General features: G+C 71.5%; 12 protein-coding genes. 5 read left to right on the top strand and 7 right to left on the bottom strand.

The window, feature by feature from the left end; genetic code table 11:
* Window positions 1-200: 200 nt before the first annotated feature.
* From AXW62_RS08670 to iolC, 5 genes are all read right to left on the bottom strand, one after another.
* Window positions 201-1697, bottom strand: coding sequence for a CoA-acylating methylmalonate-semialdehyde dehydrogenase (locus AXW62_RS08670; protein ID WP_060943989.1), 1497 nt, complete (start codon window positions 1695-1697; stop codon window positions 201-203).
* Window positions 1698-1725: 28 nt separating this feature from the next.
* Window positions 1726-3612 carry a 3D-(3,5/4)-trihydroxycyclohexane-1,2-dione acylhydrolase (decyclizing) gene (gene iolD, locus AXW62_RS08665; RefSeq protein ID WP_030836764.1) on the bottom strand — a complete coding sequence of 629 codons (1887 nt, stop codon included), beginning with the start codon at window positions 3610-3612 and terminating at the stop codon, window positions 1726-1728.
* Window positions 3609-4541, bottom strand: a complete 933-nt coding sequence (gene iolB, locus AXW62_RS08660; RefSeq protein WP_060943988.1) for a 5-deoxy-glucuronate isomerase — start codon at window positions 4539-4541, stop codon at window positions 3609-3611. The genes iolD and iolB overlap by 4 nt, the downstream gene beginning before the upstream one ends.
* Window positions 4542-4568: 27 nt before the next feature.
* Window positions 4569-5456, bottom strand: coding sequence for a Cgl0159 family (beta/alpha)8-fold protein (locus tag AXW62_RS08655; protein WP_030836775.1), 888 nt, complete (start codon window positions 5454-5456; stop codon window positions 4569-4571).
* 128 nt (window positions 5457-5584) lie between these two features.
* Window positions 5585-6532, bottom strand: coding sequence for a 5-dehydro-2-deoxygluconokinase (gene iolC, locus AXW62_RS08650; protein WP_060943987.1), 948 nt, complete (start codon window positions 6530-6532; stop codon window positions 5585-5587).
* Between the two features lie 300 nt (window positions 6533-6832).
* On the opposite strand from iolC, the gene AXW62_RS08645 reads away from it, so the two are divergent.
* The 5 genes from AXW62_RS08645 to AXW62_RS08625 all read left to right on the top strand — a co-directional run bounded on the left by AXW62_RS08645 (window position 6833) and on the right by AXW62_RS08625 (window position 12995).
* On the top strand, window positions 6833-7753 hold the full coding sequence (locus AXW62_RS08645) for a sugar phosphate isomerase/epimerase family protein (protein WP_060943986.1): 921 nt from the start codon (window positions 6833-6835) through the stop codon (window positions 7751-7753).
* Between the two features lie 79 nt (window positions 7754-7832).
* Complete coding sequence (locus AXW62_RS08640) at window positions 7833-8852, top strand: Gfo/Idh/MocA family protein (RefSeq protein ID WP_030836782.1); 1020 nt, start codon at window positions 7833-7835, stop codon at window positions 8850-8852.
* A 623-nt stretch (window positions 8853-9475) separates the two neighbouring features.
* Window positions 9476-9685, top strand: a complete 210-nt coding sequence (locus AXW62_RS08635; RefSeq protein WP_060943985.1) for a helix-turn-helix transcriptional regulator — start codon at window positions 9476-9478, stop codon at window positions 9683-9685.
* A 690-nt stretch (window positions 9686-10375) separates the two neighbouring features.
* Window positions 10376-10600: a heavy-metal-associated domain-containing protein gene (locus AXW62_RS08630; RefSeq protein WP_102865740.1), complete on the top strand. Its 225-nt coding sequence runs from the start codon at window positions 10376-10378 to the stop codon at window positions 10598-10600.
* A gap of 82 nt (window positions 10601-10682) precedes the next feature.
* Entirely contained in the window at window positions 10683-12995 is a 2313-nt protein-coding gene (locus AXW62_RS08625) for a heavy metal translocating P-type ATPase (protein WP_060943984.1), read from the top strand.
* A 912-nt stretch (window positions 12996-13907) separates the two neighbouring features.
* Here AXW62_RS08625 and AXW62_RS08620 read toward each other — a convergent pair.
* Entirely contained in the window at window positions 13908-15197 is a 1290-nt protein-coding gene (locus AXW62_RS08620; RefSeq protein ID WP_030836795.1) for a citrate synthase, read from the bottom strand.
* 151 nt (window positions 15198-15348) lie between these two features.
* Window positions 15349-17592: an SF1B family DNA helicase RecD2 gene (gene recD2 / locus AXW62_RS08615; RefSeq protein WP_060943983.1), complete on the bottom strand. Its 2244-nt coding sequence runs from the start codon at window positions 17590-17592 to the stop codon at window positions 15349-15351.
* Between the last annotated feature and the right edge of the window lie 206 nt (window positions 17593-17798).

Below are 17798 nucleotides of genomic sequence, written 5' to 3'. Positions count from 1 at the left end.
CCTGAGGCTTGTTGGGCCTGGATTCCCCGCCCTCCGGGACGGCGAAACCCCCTGCCGGACCGGGTCCGGCAGGGGGCGGGGAAACCACTCGGACGTGCGAATCACACGTCACATAAGGTCAGTTGTGCCTCAGTGGTTCTTCGCGTTCGTCCTCAGTGGCACGATGCCTCGGTAGCACGGCGCCGCAGTGGTGCTACGCCTCAGTGGTTCTTCGGGAAGCCGAGGTTGATGCCGACCTCCTCCGACGGCTCCGGCCAGCGGGTGGTGACGACCTTGCCGCGGGTGTAGAAGTGCACCCCGTCGTTGCCGTAGATGTGGTGGTCGCCGAAGAGCGAGTCCTTCCATCCGCCGAAGGAGTGGTAGCCGACGGGCACCGGAATCGGCACGTTGACGCCGACCATGCCCGCCTCGACCTCCAGCTGGAAGCGGCGCGCGGCGCCGCCGTCCCGGGTGAAGATGGCCGTGCCGTTGCCCCACCGGGAGCTGTTGATCAGCTCGATGGCCTCGTCGTAGGTCTCGGCGCGGACCACGCACAACACCGGGCCGAAGATCTCGTCGCGGTAGGCGTCGGCGGTCGGCTTCACCTTGTCCAGCAGCGAGACGCCGATGAAGAACCCGTTCTCGTGGCCCTCGACGGTGTACCCGGTGCCGTCCACGACCACCTCGGCGCCCTGGGCGGCGGCCCCGTGCACGTAGGAGGCGACCTTGTCGCGGTGCTCCTTGGTGATGAGCGGGCCCATCTCGGAGGACGGGTCGTTCCCGGGGCCGATCCGCAAGCGGGCGGCCCGGTCGGCGATCTTCTTCACCAGTTCGTCGCCGATGCCGCCGACCGCGACCACGACGGAGACCGCCATGCAGCGCTCACCGGCCGAACCGTACGCCGCGTTGATGGCGTTGTCCGCGGCGAAGTCCAGATCGGCGTCGGGCAGCACCAGCATGTGGTTCTTGGCCCCGCCGAGCGCCTGCACCCGCTTGCCGTGCTCGACGGCCTTGGACTGGATGTACTTCGCGATCGGGGTGGAGCCCACGAAGCTGACGGCGGCGACGTCCGGGTGCTCCAGCAGGCGGTCGACGGCCACCTTGTCGCCGTTGACGACATTGAGCACCCCGTCCGGCAGCCCCGCCTCGGCGGCCAGCTCGGCCAGCCGGTGGGCGGCCGAGGGGTCCTTCTCGCTGGGCTTGAGGACGAAGGTGTTACCGCAGGCGATGGCCACCGGGAACATCCACAGCGGCACCATCGCGGGGAAGTTGAACGGCGTGATGCCCGCGACCACGCCGAGCGGCTGCCGGATCGAGGACACATCGACCCCGGTGGAGACCTGGGTGGACAGCTCGCCCTTGAGCTTCTCGGCGATCCCGCAGGCCAGCTCCACGATCTCCAGACCGCGGGCCACCTCGCCGAGCGCGTCGGAGTGGACCTTGCCGTGCTCGGCGGTGATCAGCTCGGCGATCTCGTCGCGGTGGGCGTCCAGCAGCCCGCGGTACGCGTGGAGGATCGCGGTGCGCTTGGCGAGGGACACCGACCCCCAGGTGCGGAACGCCTCCTTGGCCGCGGCCACGGCCGTGTCGACCTCTTCCACGGAGGCGAGGGCGACCTGGGTGTCCTGGGCACCGGTGGCGGGGTTGTAGACCGGGCCGTACGCCCCGGTCGCGCCCTCGACGGTCTTTCCGCCGATCCAGTGGTTGACGGTCTTCATGGGTGCGGAGCCTTTCTCTCGAAAAACGTCAGAGGTGGCGGCGGCGTGCGGCGGCCTGCCGGTCGTACTCCTCACGGGCCTTCACGGCGGCCGGACGGGTCGCGGTCCGGGCGACAGGCACATCCCACCACGCCTGTGCCTCGGGTGCGCCGGACACTGTGTCGGCCGTTTCGGTCTCCACATAGACACATGTGGGCCGGTCCGAGGCGCGGGCCGCGGCGAGCGCCTCCCGCAGCTCGCGCACGCTTCCCGCCCGCAGCACGTCCATGCCGAGCGAGGCGGCGTTGGCGGCCAGATCGACCGGGAGCGGATCGCCGGTGTACTGGCCGTCGGCCGCCCGGAAGCGGTAGGCGGTGCCGAAACGCTCGGCGCCGGTGGCCTCCGACAGACCGCCGATCGAGGCGTAGCCGTGGTTCTGGACCAGCACGACGTTGATGTTGATGCCCTCCTGGACCGCGGTGACGATCTCGGTCGGCATCATCAGGTACGTACCGTCGCCGACCAGCGCCCAGACCGGGGTGCCGGGCGCCGCGAGCCGTACGCCGATGGCCGCGGGGATCTCGTAGCCCATGCAGGAGTAGCCGTATTCGAGGTGGTACTGGCGCGGGGAGCGGGCCCGCCACAGCTTGTGCAGGTCACCCGGGAGCGAGCCCGCGGCGTTGATCACCACGTCCTCGTCGCCGACGACCGCGTCCAGCGCGCCCAGCACCTGGGTCTGGGACGGGCGGGCGGTCCCGTCCCCGGCGGCGTAGGCGGCGTCCACCCGGCGCTCCCAGCGCTCCTTGCCCGCGCGGTACTCCGCCTGGTAGGCGTCCTCGACCCGGTGTCCGGACAGCGCCTCGGCAAGCGCTTGCAGCCCGGCGCGGGCGTCGGCCACCAGGGTGGTGGCGCCGAGCTTGTGGGCGTCGAACGGCGTGATGTTGAGGTTGAGGAAGCGGACGGCCGGGTCCGCGAACAGGGTCGCGGAGGCGGTGGTGAAGTCGCTGTAGCGGGTGCCCACGCCGATGACCAGGTCGGCGGTGCGGGCGAGGTCGTCCGCGACGGCGGTGCCGGTGTGGCCGATGCCGCCGATGTCGGCGGGGTGGTCGTAGCGCAGCGAGCCCTTGCCCGCCTGGGTGGAGGCCACCGGGATGCCGGTCGCGTCGACGAGGGCGCGCAGGCTGTCCTCGGCCTCGCTGTGGTGGATCCCGCCGCCCGCGACGATCAGCGGCCGGCGGGCGGCCCGGATCGCCCGCGCGGCGGCGGCCACCTCGGCCGGCTCCGGGGCGGGGCGGCGGACCGGCCAGACCCGGTCGGCGAAGAACTCCTCGGGCCAGTCCAGCGCCTCGGCCTGGACGTCCTGCGGCAGGGCCAGGGTGACCGCGCCGGTCTCGGCCGGGTCGGCCAGCACCCGCATGGCCTGCAGCGCGGCCGGGATCAGCGACTCGGGGCGCACCACGCGGTCGAAGTAGCGGGAGACCGGGCGCAGCGCGTCGTTCACCGAGATGTCGCCCGCGTACCCCACCTCCAGTTGCTGGAGCACCGGGTCGGCGGGGCGGGTGGCGAAGATGTCGCCGGGCAGCAGCAGCACCGGCAGCCGGTTGACGGTGGCGAGCGCGGCGCCGGTGACGAGGTTGGTGGCGCCGGGGCCGATGGAGGTGGTGACGGCCTGGGCGGCGAGCCGGTTGTTCTGGCGGGCGTAGCCGACCGCGGCGTGCACCATCGCCTGCTCGTTGCGGCCCTGGAGGTACGGCATGGTGTCCGGTCCGGACTCCAGCAGCGCCTGGCCCAGCCCGGCCACATTGCCGTGGCCGAAGATGCCCCAGGTGGCGTTGATCAGGCGGTGCCGCCGCCCGTCCCGCTCGGTGTACTGGTGGGCCAGGAACTCCACCAGGGCCTGGGCGACGGTGAGGTGACGCACGGCCGAAGCGTTCATCGTTGGTCTCCAGCGGGTGCTTGGTAGCGGGGCAGGCGGGGGTCGACGGGCTGGTCCGGCCAGGTGGCGCGGATCCAGGCGTGGTCGGGGTGGTCGCGGATGAGCCAGGCGCGCTCCTCCCCCGGGCCGGCCATGACGTTGAGGTAGTACATGTCGTGGCCGGGCGCGGCGATGGAGGGGCCGTGCCAGCCGTCGGGGATCAGGACGGTGTCACCGGAGCGGACCTCGGCGAGGACGTCGGTGCCGCTGCCGTGGCCCGAGGGGGAGACGCGCTGGTAGCCGAGGCCCTCGGTGCCGTGGGCCGCGGCGATCTCGAAGTAGTAGATCTCCTCCAGCTCGCTCTCCTCGCCGGGGCGGCACTGATCGTGCTTGTGCGGCGGGTACGAGGACCAGTTGCCGCCCGGGGTGAGCACCTCGACGGCGATGAGCTTGTCGCATACGAAACCGCCCGTTGATGTTCCGCCCCCGGCGGGGGCCGCGGCGGCGAAGTTGTTGACCTGGCGCGAGCAGGCGCCGCTGCCGCGCAGTTCCACGGGGACGGCGGAGGCCGGTCCGTAGCGGGCGGGCAGCCGGCGCTCGCAGCGGGCGCCGGTGAGCGCGAACCGGCCGCCCGCGCCGCCGGCGATCCGGGCGTGGGAGTCGCGCGGCAGATAGCAGAAGTCGCTCACCCCGCTGAACACGCTCTCGCGCCCGTGCAGTTCGAAGACCTCGCCCTCGGCGATCACGGTGCAGCCGCCGCTCAGCGGCAGCACGATCCACTCGCTGTCCCCGGTGGCCAGGGAGTGCGAACCGCCGGGCGGCAGATCGAGGATCCGCAGACTGGAGTAGCCCCAGCCGGCCCGCGCGGGGTCGATGTGCACGGTGTAGGGGCCGTCGGCCGCCGTGCCGGCGGGCAGATGGCGGCCGGGGAGGGGATCGGTGGTGGTCATGGTGTGAAGTCTCTGCCTTTCGTCGCGTCACAGCAGGCCGACGGCGGTGTCCACGGCGGTGGCGACACTGCCCTCCGCCGGGTAGAGCAGGGAGCGCCCGACGACCAGCCCCTGTACGGTGGGCAGGCCCAGCGCCTTGCGCCACTTCTCGTACGCCTCCTCCTGGTCCCGCGGAGACTTCCCCACATCGCCGCCGAGCAACACCGCCGGCAGGGTGCTCGTCTCCATCACCGTCGCCATCTCGTCGGCGTCCCTGGTGACCGGCACCTTCAGCCAGGTGTAGGCGGAGGTCCCGGCGAGGCCCGAGGCGATGGCGATGGACTTGGTGACGGCCTCGGCACTCAGATCGTTGACGACCCTGCCGTCCACCCGGCGGGAGATGAACGGCTCGACGAAGACGGGCAGCCGCCGCTCGGCCATCTCGTCGATGGCGCGGGCGGTGGTGGCCATGGTGGTCAGCGAGCCGGGGTCGTCGTAGTCGATCCGCAGCAGCAGCTTGCCCGCGTCGAAGCGCAGCCGGGTCAGGTCCTGGGGGCGGTGCCCGGTGAACCGGTCATCGAGTTCGAACGAGGCCCCGGCGAGACCGCCGCGGTTCATCGAGCCCATGGCGACCTTGCCTTCGAGGGCCCCGAGCAGCAGCAGGTCCTCGAGGATATCGGCGGTGGCGAGCACCCCGTCGACACCGGGGCGGGACAGCGCCACGCACAGCCGCTCCAGCAGATCGGCCCGGTTGGCCATGGCCAGTTCGCGGCCGCCGACGGCGAGGGCGCCGCGCGCCGGATGGTCGGCGGCCACGATCATCAGACGGCCGCTGTCACCGATGAGGGGGCGGCGGACCCGGCGGGCGGCCGCCTCGGCGATGGCCTCCGGGTGACGGCTCCGGACCGTGACGAGGTCGGAGATGCTGATGCTCAAGGTTCTTGCTCCTTCTTCTGTGAAGGCTCGTTCGCCTTTGTGAAGGCTCGATCGCCTCCGGGGCACTTCTGCCTCCCCCAGCCACCGCCGGGAGGGCTCCGGCCGGACGTCCCCAGGGGGCCGGAACGTCAGTCCCCCGCCAGCAGGGCCTCGACCTCCGCCTCCGTGGGCATCGCGGAGGAGCAGGCGAGCCGGGACGCCACGATGGCGCCCGCGGCGTTGGCGTACCGCATGACGTGTTCCAGCGGCCGGCCGGTGAGCAGCCCGTGGCACAGGGCGCCGCCGAACGCGTCGCCCGCGCCGAGTCCGTTGACCACCTCGACCGGGACGGGCGGGACCTCGGCGGTGGTGCCGTCGCGGTGCACGGCCAGTACGCCGCGGGGGCCCTGTTTGACGACGGCCAGCTCCACCCCCGCGTCCAGCAGCTTCTGCGCGCACGCCTTGGGCTCCCGCACACCGGTGGCGATCTCGCATTCGTCGACGTTGCCGACGGCGACCGTGGCGTGGCGCAGCGCCTCGGCGTAGAAGGGGCGGGCGGTTTCCGGGTCGGACCAGAACATCGGCCGCCAGTCGAGGTCGAAGACGGTCGTGCCGCTCTTGGCGCGGGCGGCGAGCGCGGCGAGGGTGCTGGTGCGGCTGGGCTCCTCGCTGAGCCCGGTGCCGGTCATCCAGAAGATCCGGGCGGCGCGGATGGCGTCGTAGTCCAGCTCGTCGGGGTGGATTTCCAGATCGGGCGCCTTGGGGCGGCGGTAGAAGTACAGCGGGAAGTCGTCGGGCGGGAAGATCTCGCAGAAGGTGACCGGGGTGGGGTACCGCTCGACGGGGGTGACGAAGCGGTCGTCCACCCCGAAGGCGCGCAGCTCCTGGTGGATGTAGTCGCCGAACGGATCCGCCCCGGTGCGGCTGATCACCGCGGCGCGGTGGCCGAACCGGGCCGCGGACACCGCGACATTGGTCGCCGAGCCGCCGAGGAACTTTCCGAACGATTCGACCTGCGGCAGGGGCACACCGGTCTGCAGCGGGTAGAGGTCCACTCCGATGCGGCCCATTGTGATCAGGTCGTACGGCTCAGTCATGCCTGCCCCTTCGGGAAAGACGCGGCTCAGGAACTGGTGCACAAAAAATTCCGGGACACCCGGCGTTCCAGGTCTAGACGTGTTGCCCCCACACTGTCAAGACTTTGTCCTGACATACTGACGTGACCATATGAGCGATGGCGCGGGGGCGGGCCCAGACGGCCGCTCCCCCGCAGTGTCGCACCCCTGACAAGACGTCCGAATGTCCTGACGAAGTCTTGACGGCCGCCCGTCCGGCCGGTGAAGCTGCCCGGAGCAGCACGACGCGGGCAACCCAGCACAGCGAGGAGACCCTCTGCCATGACCGCCGACGCCTCCCCCGCCCCCGCCTTGAACCGCATCCGGGTCGGCTCGGCCCCCGACTCCTGGGGGGTGTGGTTCCCCGACGACGACCAGCAAGTCCCCTGGCAGCGCTTCCTCGACGAGGTCGCGGAGGCCGGGTACGAGTGGATCGAGCTGGGCCCGTACGGCTATCTGCCGACCGACCCGGTCCGGCTCGCCGAGGAGACCGGGAGGCGCGGCCTCAAGGTCTCCGCGGGCACCGTCTTCACCTCGCTGCACCGCGGCCCCGAGGTCTGGGACGCCACCTGGGACCATGTCTCGCAGGTGGCCGAGCTGACCCGGGCGATGGGCGCGGGCCACCTGGTGGTCATCCCCTCCTTCTGGCGGGACGACAAGACCGCCGAGCTGATCGAGCCCCCGACGCTCAGCGCCGAGCAGTGGCGCCATCTGTCCACCGGGATGGAGCGGCTCGGCCGCGAGGTGCGTGAGCGCTTCGGGCTCGACATCGTCGTCCACCCGCACGCCGACACCCATATCGACACCGAGGAGAACGTGGCCCGCTTCCTGGACGCCACCGACTCCGGCCTGGTCAGCCTCTGCCTGGACACCGGCCACTACGCCTACTGCGGCGGCGACAGCGTCAAGCTGATCGAGACCTACGGCGAGCGCATCGGCTATCTCCACCTCAAGCAGGTCGATCCGGAGATCCTCGCCGATGTGGTCGAGAACGGGGTGCCGTTCGGCCCGGCCGTCCAGCGCGGCGTCATGTGCGAGCCGCCGAACGGCGTCCCGGCGCTTGGGCCGGTCCTGACGGCGGCCCAGAACCTGGAGGTGGACCTGTTCGCCATCGTCGAGCAGGACATGTACCCCTGCCCGCCCGACCAGCCCTTCCCCATCGCCGAGCGCACCCGGCGCTTCCTGCGCTCCTGCGGCGCCTGACCTCCCCTCGCCCCACGGGCTTCCCACACCCACGCAGAGCACGGACAGAACAGAGCACGGACAGAAGAGAGAAAAGCCTATGACGCAGCAGGGGACGCTCGGGGTCGCGGTCATCGGGACCGGCAAGATGGGCGCCGACCACGTCCGTCGCATCAACGACGTGATCAGCGGCGCCCGGGTGGCCGCCGTGGTCGACATCGACGAGACACGGGCCAAAGCGGTGGCCGACACCGCCGACGGCTGCCAGGCGTTCACCGACCCGGCCGCCGCGATGGCCGCGCCCGGCGTGGACGCGGTGCTGATCGCCTCGCCGGGGCCCGCCCATGAGGCCGCGCTGCTCAGCGCCTTCGAACACGATCTGCCGGTGCTCTGTGAGAAGCCGCTCACCCCGGACTCGGTGTCCGCGCTGCGGGTGCTGGAGGCCGAGCGGAAGCTCGGCCACCGCCGGGTCCAGGTGGGCTTCATGCGCCGCTACGACACCGAGTTCATGAAGCTCAAGGCGCTGCTGGCCGGCGGCGAGCTGGGCCGGCCGCTGCTGCTGCACTGCCGCCACCGCAACCTCGCGGTGCACTCGTACTTCACCAACGAGATGATGATCAGCGACTCGGTGGTGCATGAGATGGACCAGTCGCGCTGGCTGCTGGAGCAGGAGATCGCCGCGGTCACCGTGCTCAAACCGGCCCCCAGCTCGCTCTCCCCCGAACCGCTCAGCGACCCCCAGCTGGTGATCTTCGAGACCACCGGCGGCGCGCTCGTCAATGTGGAGATCTTCGCCACCTGTGGCTTCGGCTACCAGGTACAGACGGAGGCGGTCTGCGAACGGGGCACCGCCCGCGTCGGCGACGCCCACGGCATGCTGGTCAACCGGCCCGGCACCTGGGGCGGGGAGATCGCCCCCGACTTCGTGGTCCGCTTCGAGGAGGCGTACGACCGCGAGGTGCAGAGCTGGGTCAACGCCGCCCGGCGCGGGGAGGTCGAGGGCCCCAGCGCCTGGGACGGCTACGCCGCGGCCGCCGTCTGCGAGGCGGGGATCCGGGCCCAGGCCACGGGGCAGCGCACGGCCGTCGAGATGATCGAGCGCCCCGCCTTCTACCGCTGACGCCCCTTCCGCCCAGGTCTCCGGCCGACGCCAGCGGGCCGCACGACGCCCAGCGGCCTGGCCCACGCCCCGCGGCTCGGCCGACGCCCAGCGGCCTGGCCCACACCCAACGGCCTGGCCCACACCCAACGGCCTGGCCCACACCCAACGGCCTGGCCCACACCCAACGGCCTGGCCCACGCCCAACGGGCCCAGCCCACGCCCCGCGGCTCGGCCGACACCCAGCGGGCCCGGCCGACGCCCCGCGGGCCCGGCCCACATCCAACGACCCGACCCACACCCGCGACCCGGCCGACACCCACCGGGCTCGGCCGACACCCAGCGGGCCCGGCCCATGCCCTGCGGCTGGCCCACATCCAACGACCCGACCCACACCCGCGACCCGGCCGACACCCACCGGGCTCGGCCGACACCCAACGACCCGGCTCGCCGCCGGTGTCACCCGGATGTCACAGCCGTCACGTCTCCACACGCCTTCCGTCACAGGTGCTCAACAGCCCCCGGCCGCCCTTCACTCGGCGTCGTTGACCGAGCACAGGCTGATGAGCGCGAGCAGGCGCGCCGCGGCTCCCCCGACGGCCCCACCGGGCCGTGGCCGCGGCGCCTGCGGAAGGGCAGGGGAGATGACCGACCGGAGGCTGTGGTCCTACAAGGAGATCGCCGCGCATATCGGTGTGCGGGTCGACACCGTACGGTCCTATCGCAAGCACGGCCTGCTGCCATCCCCCGATCTGGTGGAGAACGGCAGGCCGTACTGGTACGCGGACACGATCCGCTCCTGGGTGGTCCGCAGACCCGGCAACCGCCGCGCCCGGCGCGACGCCGAGGATTAGCGACGCCGAGGGCTCAGGGCGCCAGGGGCAGGCCATGCCGGGGGCCGGGGCGCCAGGGGCCGAGGGCGCCCGAAGACAAGCGACACCGAAGACCGAGGGCGCCAGGGGCAGGCCATGCCGAAGTCCGAGGGCGCCAGGGGCCGAGAGCGCCCGAAGAAAGCGACGCCGAAGACCGAGGGCGCCGACGGCCAGCGACACCGAAGGCCGGACCGAGGGCGCCGACGGCCAGCGGCGCCGAGGGCCTGCCGCGCCGCGGACTGATGGCGCCGACGACCCGTGCGGCCTCGGGCTCACGGTGGCGAGCATGGCGTTCGCCCTGGGCAGGCCAGGGCGGCGCTGGTCCTCGGCCATGCGGGCGCGGAGCGGGAGGCGCATGCCGCGACGCTGGGGTCCACGCTGGGGTCCGCCCGGTACGGCCATCTCGCCCCCGCGCTCGGTACCGGGGGAGTCCCCGCCCGCCCCTGAGCACCCCCGCGCCGCTCCCCACCCCTTCATCCGCCCGCCCTCCCGCCCGCGCGCCGGATCGAGGGGCGTGCGCGCGGGCGCGGGGCCCGTTCCACGGACCGGTGCGCCACCGGCTTCCGGGAATACCCCCTAGGGGTATAGAGTTGGTAGTGCCAGGAGACGCTGGGGCATTCTGGCGCCCCCTGCGCACCGACCGTCACGCTCACCCCACACAGGAGAACCACCATGAGCTCCGAGGCTGTCACCACCGTCTACCAGGTGACCGGCATGACCTGCGGCCACTGCGAAGGCGCCGTATCCGAGGAGATCGGCGCCCTCGACGGCGTCACCTCCGTCAAGGCCGTGGCCTCCACCGGCCAGGTCACCGTGGTCTCGGCGGCCCCGCTGGACGACGAGGCCGTCCGCGCCGCCGTGGACGAGGCCGGATACGAGCTCACCGGCCGGGCCTGAGCCCCACCCAGCTTCCGCCGGGCCGTACCGCCCTGCTCATACAGCCGCCGTACGGCCCGGCCCTCCTCCCAGGAGACCAGACATGACCAGCACGGCTTCCCCCGCCGCGCCCACCGCCGGCACTCCGGCGCCGGCCGGCGGGCACTCCTCCCAGGTCGAGCTCGCCATCGGCGGCATGACCTGCGCGTCCTGCGCGGCACGCATCGAGAAGAAGCTCAACCGGCTCGACGGCGTCACCGCCACGGTGAACTTCGCCACCGAGAAGGCCAAGGTGTCCTACGCCGAGGGGATCGAGGTCGCCGACCTGATCGCCACCGTCGTCAAAACCGGCTACACCGCCGAGGAACCGCGCCCCGCCGCGCCCGAGCCGCGCACCACCGAGGACACCGGCACCCCGCCGGACGACCGGCACGGCGAGTCCGGGCCGGACCCCCTGCGCCACCGCATGCTCGTCTCCCTCGCCCTGTCGCTGCCCGTCGTGGTGCTGGCGATGGTGCCGTCGCTGCAGTTCGACAACTGGCAGTGGCTCTCGCTCACCCTGGCCGCGCCGGTCGTCGTCTGGGGCGGCGCGCCCTTCCACAAGGCCGCCTGGACGGGCCTCCGGCACGGCGCGGCCACCATGGACACCCTCGTCTCCATCGGCACCCTCGCGGCCCTCGGCTGGTCCCTGTGGGCGCTGTTCTTCGGCGACGCGGGGATGCCGGGGATGCGGCACGGCTTCGACCTCACCGTCTCCCGGTCCGACGGGTCGTCCTCGATCTACCTGGAGACGGCCGCCGGGGTGACCACTCTGATCCTCCTCGGCCGCTTCCTGGAGGCGAGGTCCAAGCGCCGGGCGGGCGCCGCGCTGCGCGCGCTGCTGGAGCTGGGCGCCAAGGACGTGACCGTGCTGCGCGGGGACCGCGAGGTACGGATCCCCGTCGGCGAACTGTCGGTCGGCGACCGCTTCGTGGTGCGTCCCGGTGAGAAGATCGCCACCGACGGCACGGTGGTCGAGGGTTCCTCCGCCGTGGACACCTCGATGCTGACCGGCGAATCGGTGCCGGTGGACGTGGTGTCCGGCGACGCGGTCGCGGGCGCGACCGTCAACACGGCGGGCCGGATCGTGGTCGAGGCCACCCGCGTGGGCGCGGACACCCAGCTGTCCCGCATGGCCAAGCTGGTGGAGGACGCGCAGAACGGCAAGGCCGAGGTGCAGCGCCTCGCCGACCGGGTCTCCGGGATCTTCGTGCCGATCGTGCTGCTGATCGCCGTCGGCACCCTGCTGGGCTGGCTGCTCACCACGGGCGACGCGGTCGCCGCCTTCACCGCGGCGGTGGCCGTCCTGATCATCGCATGCCCGTGCGCCCTGGGCCTGGCCACCCCGACCGCGCTCATGGTCGGCACCGGCCGCGGCGCCCAGCTGGGCATCCTGATCAAGGGCCCCGAGGTGCTGGAGTCGACCCGCCGGGTGGACACCGTCGTCCTGGACAAGACCGGCACGGTGACGACCGGACGGATGCGGCTGCGCGGGGTCGTCCCAGCACCCGGTGTGGACGAGGAGGAGCTGCTGCGGCTCGCGGGCGCCCTGGAGCACGCCTCCGAGCACCCGGTCGCCCGTGCCGTCGCGGACGGCGCGGCCGAGCGGATCGGCACCCTCCCGGTGCCCTCGGACTTCCGGTCCGAACCCGGCCTCGGCGTCCAGGGCGTGGTGGACGGACACGCGGTGCTGGTCGGCCGCGAGAAGCTGCTCGGCGCATGGGCCATCGAGCTGCCCGAGGAGCTGTCCGCCGCCAAGGCGGCGGCCGAGTCGGAGGGCCGGACGGCGGTCGCGGTGGCCTGGGACGGCGAGGCGCGCGGCATCCTCCTGGTGGCCGACGCCGTCAAGGAGACCAGCGCCGAGGCGGTCGCCCAGCTTCGGGGGCTCGGCCTCACCCCGGTCCTGCTGACCGGGGACAACAGGCTCGTCGCCGAATCGGTGGCCCGCGAGGTCGGCATCGAGGACGTCATCGCCGACGTACTGCCGCAGGACAAGGTGGACGTGGTGCGACGGCTGCGGGACGAGGGCCGTACGGTCGCCATGGTGGGCGACGGGGTGAACGACGCGGCCGCCCTGGCCACCGCCGACCTCGGTCTCGCGATGGGCACCGGCACGGACGCGGCCATCGAGGCCGGGGACCTGACCCTGGTCCGGGGCGACCTGCGGGTGGCGGCGGACGCGATCCGGCTGGCGCGCCGTACGCTCGGCACCATCAAGGGCAATCTGTTCTGGGCGTTCGGCTACAACGTCGCCGCGCTGCCGCTCGCGGCGGCCGGACTGCTCAGTCCGATGATCGCGGGGGCCGCCATGGCGTTCTCGTCGGTGTTCGTGGTGACGAACAGTCTGCGACTGCGGTCCTTCACAGCGTCCACATAGCTTCACCAAGTCCCCATAAGCCGCACAACACCCATACGGCAGAGCCTCGATCTTCAAATCGAGGCTCTTGCCCTTTTGCGGCCCATATGGCAAGAGACGCAGATCACAGACAACCCAACGTAACCATCGCGGGGGATCGCGAGTCTAATGGGACGGTGGGGATTCGTCTTGGGGGACGCAATCCTGCTACGCGTGGCCGGGGCGACGTACTCGGGGAGCTTTGAGCGGCCCTCCCGTAGGTACGCGTCCCGGCAGATCGCGTCACCATACGGCCCGCGAGGGCCCGTAGACGCCCGGCCGGATCCCGTGGGGGGAATCCGCTCCGGGGCAAGGGGAGCGCCCCGCTCCGACCCGTGGGGGGATCGGAAGCGGGGCGCTTCTCGTACCTTCTTTTTTGAGGCTCGGTTCGCCTCCGGGGCGCTTCAGTCGCTTTTTTTGAGGCTCGGTTCGCCTCCGGGGCGCTTCAGTCACTGTCGACGGTCGACCGTGCTCGGTCGCTCGTTCCTCGCTCCCTGCGCGCGCTCTCCCTTTCGACAGCGACGCGCCCCTTCGGCTCACTCGCCGGAAGACCCAAGGGCGCCGGAAGACCCAAGGGGCCGGATACGACTGAGGCGCCCGGCCCTTTCAGAGGGGCGCCCGGCCGGGGACCAAGCACCCGTATGCACCAAGTGCCCCCGGCCCAAGCAGGACGGGGGCACTCGCTCCCTGCGCGCGCTCTCCCTTTCGACAGCGACGCGCCCCTTCGGCTCGCCCCCAGCTACCGCCGGGAGGTACCCCCGGCCGGAAGACCCAAGGGGCCGGATATGACTGAGGTGCCCGCCCTTTCAGAGGGGCGCCCGGCCGGGGACCAAGCACCCGTATGCACCAAGTGCCCCCGGCCCAAGCAGGACGGGGGCACCGGAGAAGTGAGGGTCAGCGCTGCTCCACCGGGACGAAGTCGCGCTCGACCACGCCGGTGTAGATCTGGCGCGGGCGGCCGATGCGGGAGCCCGGCTCCTTGATCATCTCGTGCCACTGGGCGATCCAGCCCGGCAGCCGGCCGAGCGCGAACAGCACGGTGAACATCTCGGTCGGGAAGCCCATCGCCCGGTAGATCAGACCGGTGTAGAAGTCCACGTTCGGGTAGAGCTTGCGCTCGACGAAGTAGTCGTCCGCGAGGGCGTGCTCCTCGAGCTTGAGCGCGATGTCGAGCAGCTCGTCGGACTTGCCGAGCGCGGAGAGGACGTCGTGCGCCGCCGACTTGATGATCTTCGCCCGGGGGTCGAAGTTCTTGTAGACGCGGTGCCCGAAGCCCATGAGCTTCACGCCGTCTTCCTTGTTCTTCACCTTGCGGATGAAGGTGTCGACGTCGCCGCCCGACGCCTGGATGCCCTCCAGCATCTCCAGCACGGACTGGTTGGCACCGCCGTGCAGGGGGCCCCACAGGGCGTTGATGCCCGCCGAGATGGAGGCGAACATGTTGGCCTGCGAGGAGCCGACCAGCCGGACCGTGGAGGTCGAACAGTTCTGCTCGTGGTCGGCGTGCAGGATCAGCAGCTTGTCGAGCGCGCTGACCACGATCGGGTCGAGCTCGTACTCCTGGGCGGGGACCGAGAAGGTCATCCGGAGGAAGTTCTCGACGTAGCCGAGGTCGTTACGCGGGTAGACAAAGGGGTGGCCGACCGACTTCTTGTACGCGTAGGCCGCGATGGTCGGCAGCTTGGCCAGCAGCCGGATCGTCGAGAGGTTGCGCTGCTTCTCGTCGAAGGGGTTGTGGCTGTCCTGGTAGAAGGTCGACAGCGCGCTGACCACGGAGGACAGCATCGCCATCGGGTGGGCGTCACGCGGGAAGCCGTCGTAGAACCGCTTGACGTCCTCGTGGAGCAGCGTGTGGCGGGTGATGTCCTCACGGAAGGCCGCCAGTTCATCGACGGTCGGCAGCTCCCCGTTGATCAGCAGGAAGGCCGTCTCCAGGAAGGAGGCGCGCTCCGCCAGCTGCTCGATGGGGTAGCCGCGGTAGCGCAGGATGCCCTGCTCACCGTCCAGATAGGTGATCGCGGATTTGTACGCGGCGGTGTTGCCGTAACCGGAATCCAGGGTCACCAGACCGGTCTGGGCGCGCAGCTTGCCGATATCAAAGCCCTTGTCGCCGACCGTGCTGTCGACCACCGGGTAGGTGTACTCGCCGTCCCCGTACCGCACTACTACAGAGTTGTCGCTCACGTCATCCCTCACCGACGTCTGGTTCTCTTCTTCGAGGTGCCCTGACTCCCCCCACCTTCCCCTACTCGGGTCGCGAACGTGCACTCGGGGTCGGCTGAAGAGCCTTTTGGCGGCACTCAGTGCCGCCTTCACGGCCATCTTGCCCCGTTCGTCATCGTTCGGAAACCCATCCGACACGCTCGACTCGCACTTCGCCGCCGAGTCGGTGATCCAGCGCGGTACAACGCCTCCCCGCCGAGACGGTGCGCACCGCCTGCCCCAGTGCCCGGCGCGAGCCGACCAGCACCACAAGACGCTTGGCGCGGGTCACGGCCGTGTACAGGAGATTGCGCTGCAGCATCATCCAGGCTCCGGTGGTCACCGGAATCACGACGGCCGGGTACTCACTGCCCTGTGACCGGTGGATGGTCACGGCATAGGCGTGAGCCAGCTCGTCCAGCTCGTCGAAGTCGTACGGTACCTCCTCGTCCTCGTCCGTCCGCACGGTCAGCCGCTGCTCATCGGTGTCGAGTGAGGTGACGACGCCAACCGTGCCGTTGAAGACCCCGTTGGCTCCTTTCTCATAATTGTTGCGGATCTGGGTCACCTTGTCGCCGACCCGGAAGACCCGGCCTCCGAAGCGGCGCTCCGCGAGGTCCGGGCGGGCCGGGGTGATGGCCTGCTGAAGCAGTCCGTTGAGCGTGCCGGCGCCCGCCGGGCCCCGGTGCATCGGGGCCAGAACCTGCACGTCACGGCGGGGGTCGAGACCGAACTTCGCGGGGATGCGGCGGGCCGCGACATCGACGGTGAGCCGCCCGGCCTCCTCGGTGTCGTCCTCGACGAAGAGGAAGAAGTCCGACAGGCCCTGGGTGACCGGCGGCACCCCCTCGTTGATCCGGTGGGCGTTGGTGACCACCCCGGACTGCTGGGCCTGGCGGAAGATCCGGGTCAGCCGCACCGCCGGGACCGGGCTGCCGGGGGCCAGCAGATCGCGCAGCACCTCCCCGGCGCCCACGCTGGGCAGCTGGTCCACATCTCCGACGAAGAGCAGATGGGCGCCGGGCGGGACCGCCTTGACCAGCTTGTTGGCCAGCAGCAGATCGAGCATCGACGCCTCGTCGACCACCACCAGATCGGCGTCGAGCGGGCGGTCCCTGTCGTACGCCGCGTCCCCGCCGGGCTTGAGCTCCAGCAGCCGGTGGACGGTGGACGCCTCGGCGCCGGTCAGCTCGGACAGCCGCTTGGCGGCCCGGCCGGTGGGCGCCGCGAGCACCACCTTGGCCTTCTTGGCACGGGCCAGCTCCACCACGGACCGCACGGTGAAGGACTTGCCGCAGCCCGGCCCGCCGGTCAGCACCGCGACCTTCTCGGTGAGCGCGAGCCGCACCGCCTGGCTCTGCTCGGGCGCGAGATCGGCGCCGGTGCGGCGGGCCAGCCAGCCCAGCGCCTTGTCCCAGTCCACATCGCGGAAGGCGGGCAGCCGGTCCTCCTCGGTGCGCAGCAGCCGCAGCAGCTGGCCCGCGAGGGAGATCTCGGCGCGGTGGAAGGGCACCAGATAGACGGCGGAGACCGGCTCACCGCCCTCCGGGCCCGGGACCGGCTCGCGCACCACGCCCTCCTCCTCCGCCGCCAGCTCCCCCAGACAGTCGATGACCAGGCCGGTGTCCACCTGGAGCAACTTCACGGCGTCCGCGATGAGCCGCTCCTCGGGGAGGTAGCAGTGGCCCTGGTCGGCGGACTGGGACAGCGCGTACTGCAGACCGGCCTTCACCCGGGCGGGGCTGTCGTGCGGGATGCCGACCGACTGGGCGATCTTGTCGGCGGTGAGGAAGCCGATGCCCCAGACGTCGGCCGCCAGCCGGTACGGCTCGTTCTTCACGACCGAAATCGACGCGTCGCCGTATTTCTTGTAGATCCGCACCGCGACGGAGGTGGAGACCCCCACCCCCTGGAGGAAGACCATCACCTCCTTGATGGCCTTCTGCTCCTCCCAGGCGGCGGCGATCATCTTGGTGCGCTTGGGGCCGAGGCCCGGCACCTCGATCAGCCGCTCGGGCTCCTGCTCGATGACGTCGAGGGTGTCGATGCCGAAGTGCTCGGTGATGCGGTCGGCGATGCGGGGGCCGATGCCCTTGATCAGACCCGAGCCGAGATAGCGCCGGATGCCCTGGACGGTGGCGGGGAGGACGGTCTGGTAGTTCTCGACGGTGAACTGTTTGCCGTATTGCGGATGCGAACCCCAGCGGCCCTCCATCCGCAGCGACTCGCCCGGCTGGGCGCCCAGCAACGAGCCGACGACGGTCAGCAGATCACCGGAGCCACGGCCGGTGTCGACCCGCGCGACCGTATAGCCGTTCTCCTCATTGGCGTAGGTGATCCGCTCCAGGACCCCTTCCACCACCGCGAGTTTGAGCATGCCCCGACCGTACCGCCGGGAGCCGACAGGCGGTTCGGGCCTGTGGACAACGCCCGCGGCGGCGCGCGAGCACGGCCGCCGGACGGTCGCCGGGCGGCCACCGGGCGGGCACTGGGCCGGGCACTGGGCCGGCCACCGGGCGGGCACTGGGCGGAGGACGTGAGGCGGAACATCACGATCCGGTTTCAGCGGGGGCCGGCCTCTTG

The organism is Streptomyces hygroscopicus subsp. hygroscopicus (assembly GCF_001553455.1).
GTDB lineage: Bacteria > Actinomycetota > Actinomycetes > Streptomycetales > Streptomycetaceae > Streptomyces > Streptomyces hygroscopicus.
The sequence above is the reverse complement of the archived record's forward strand: the minus strand, read 5'-3'. Positions and strand labels throughout refer to the sequence as shown.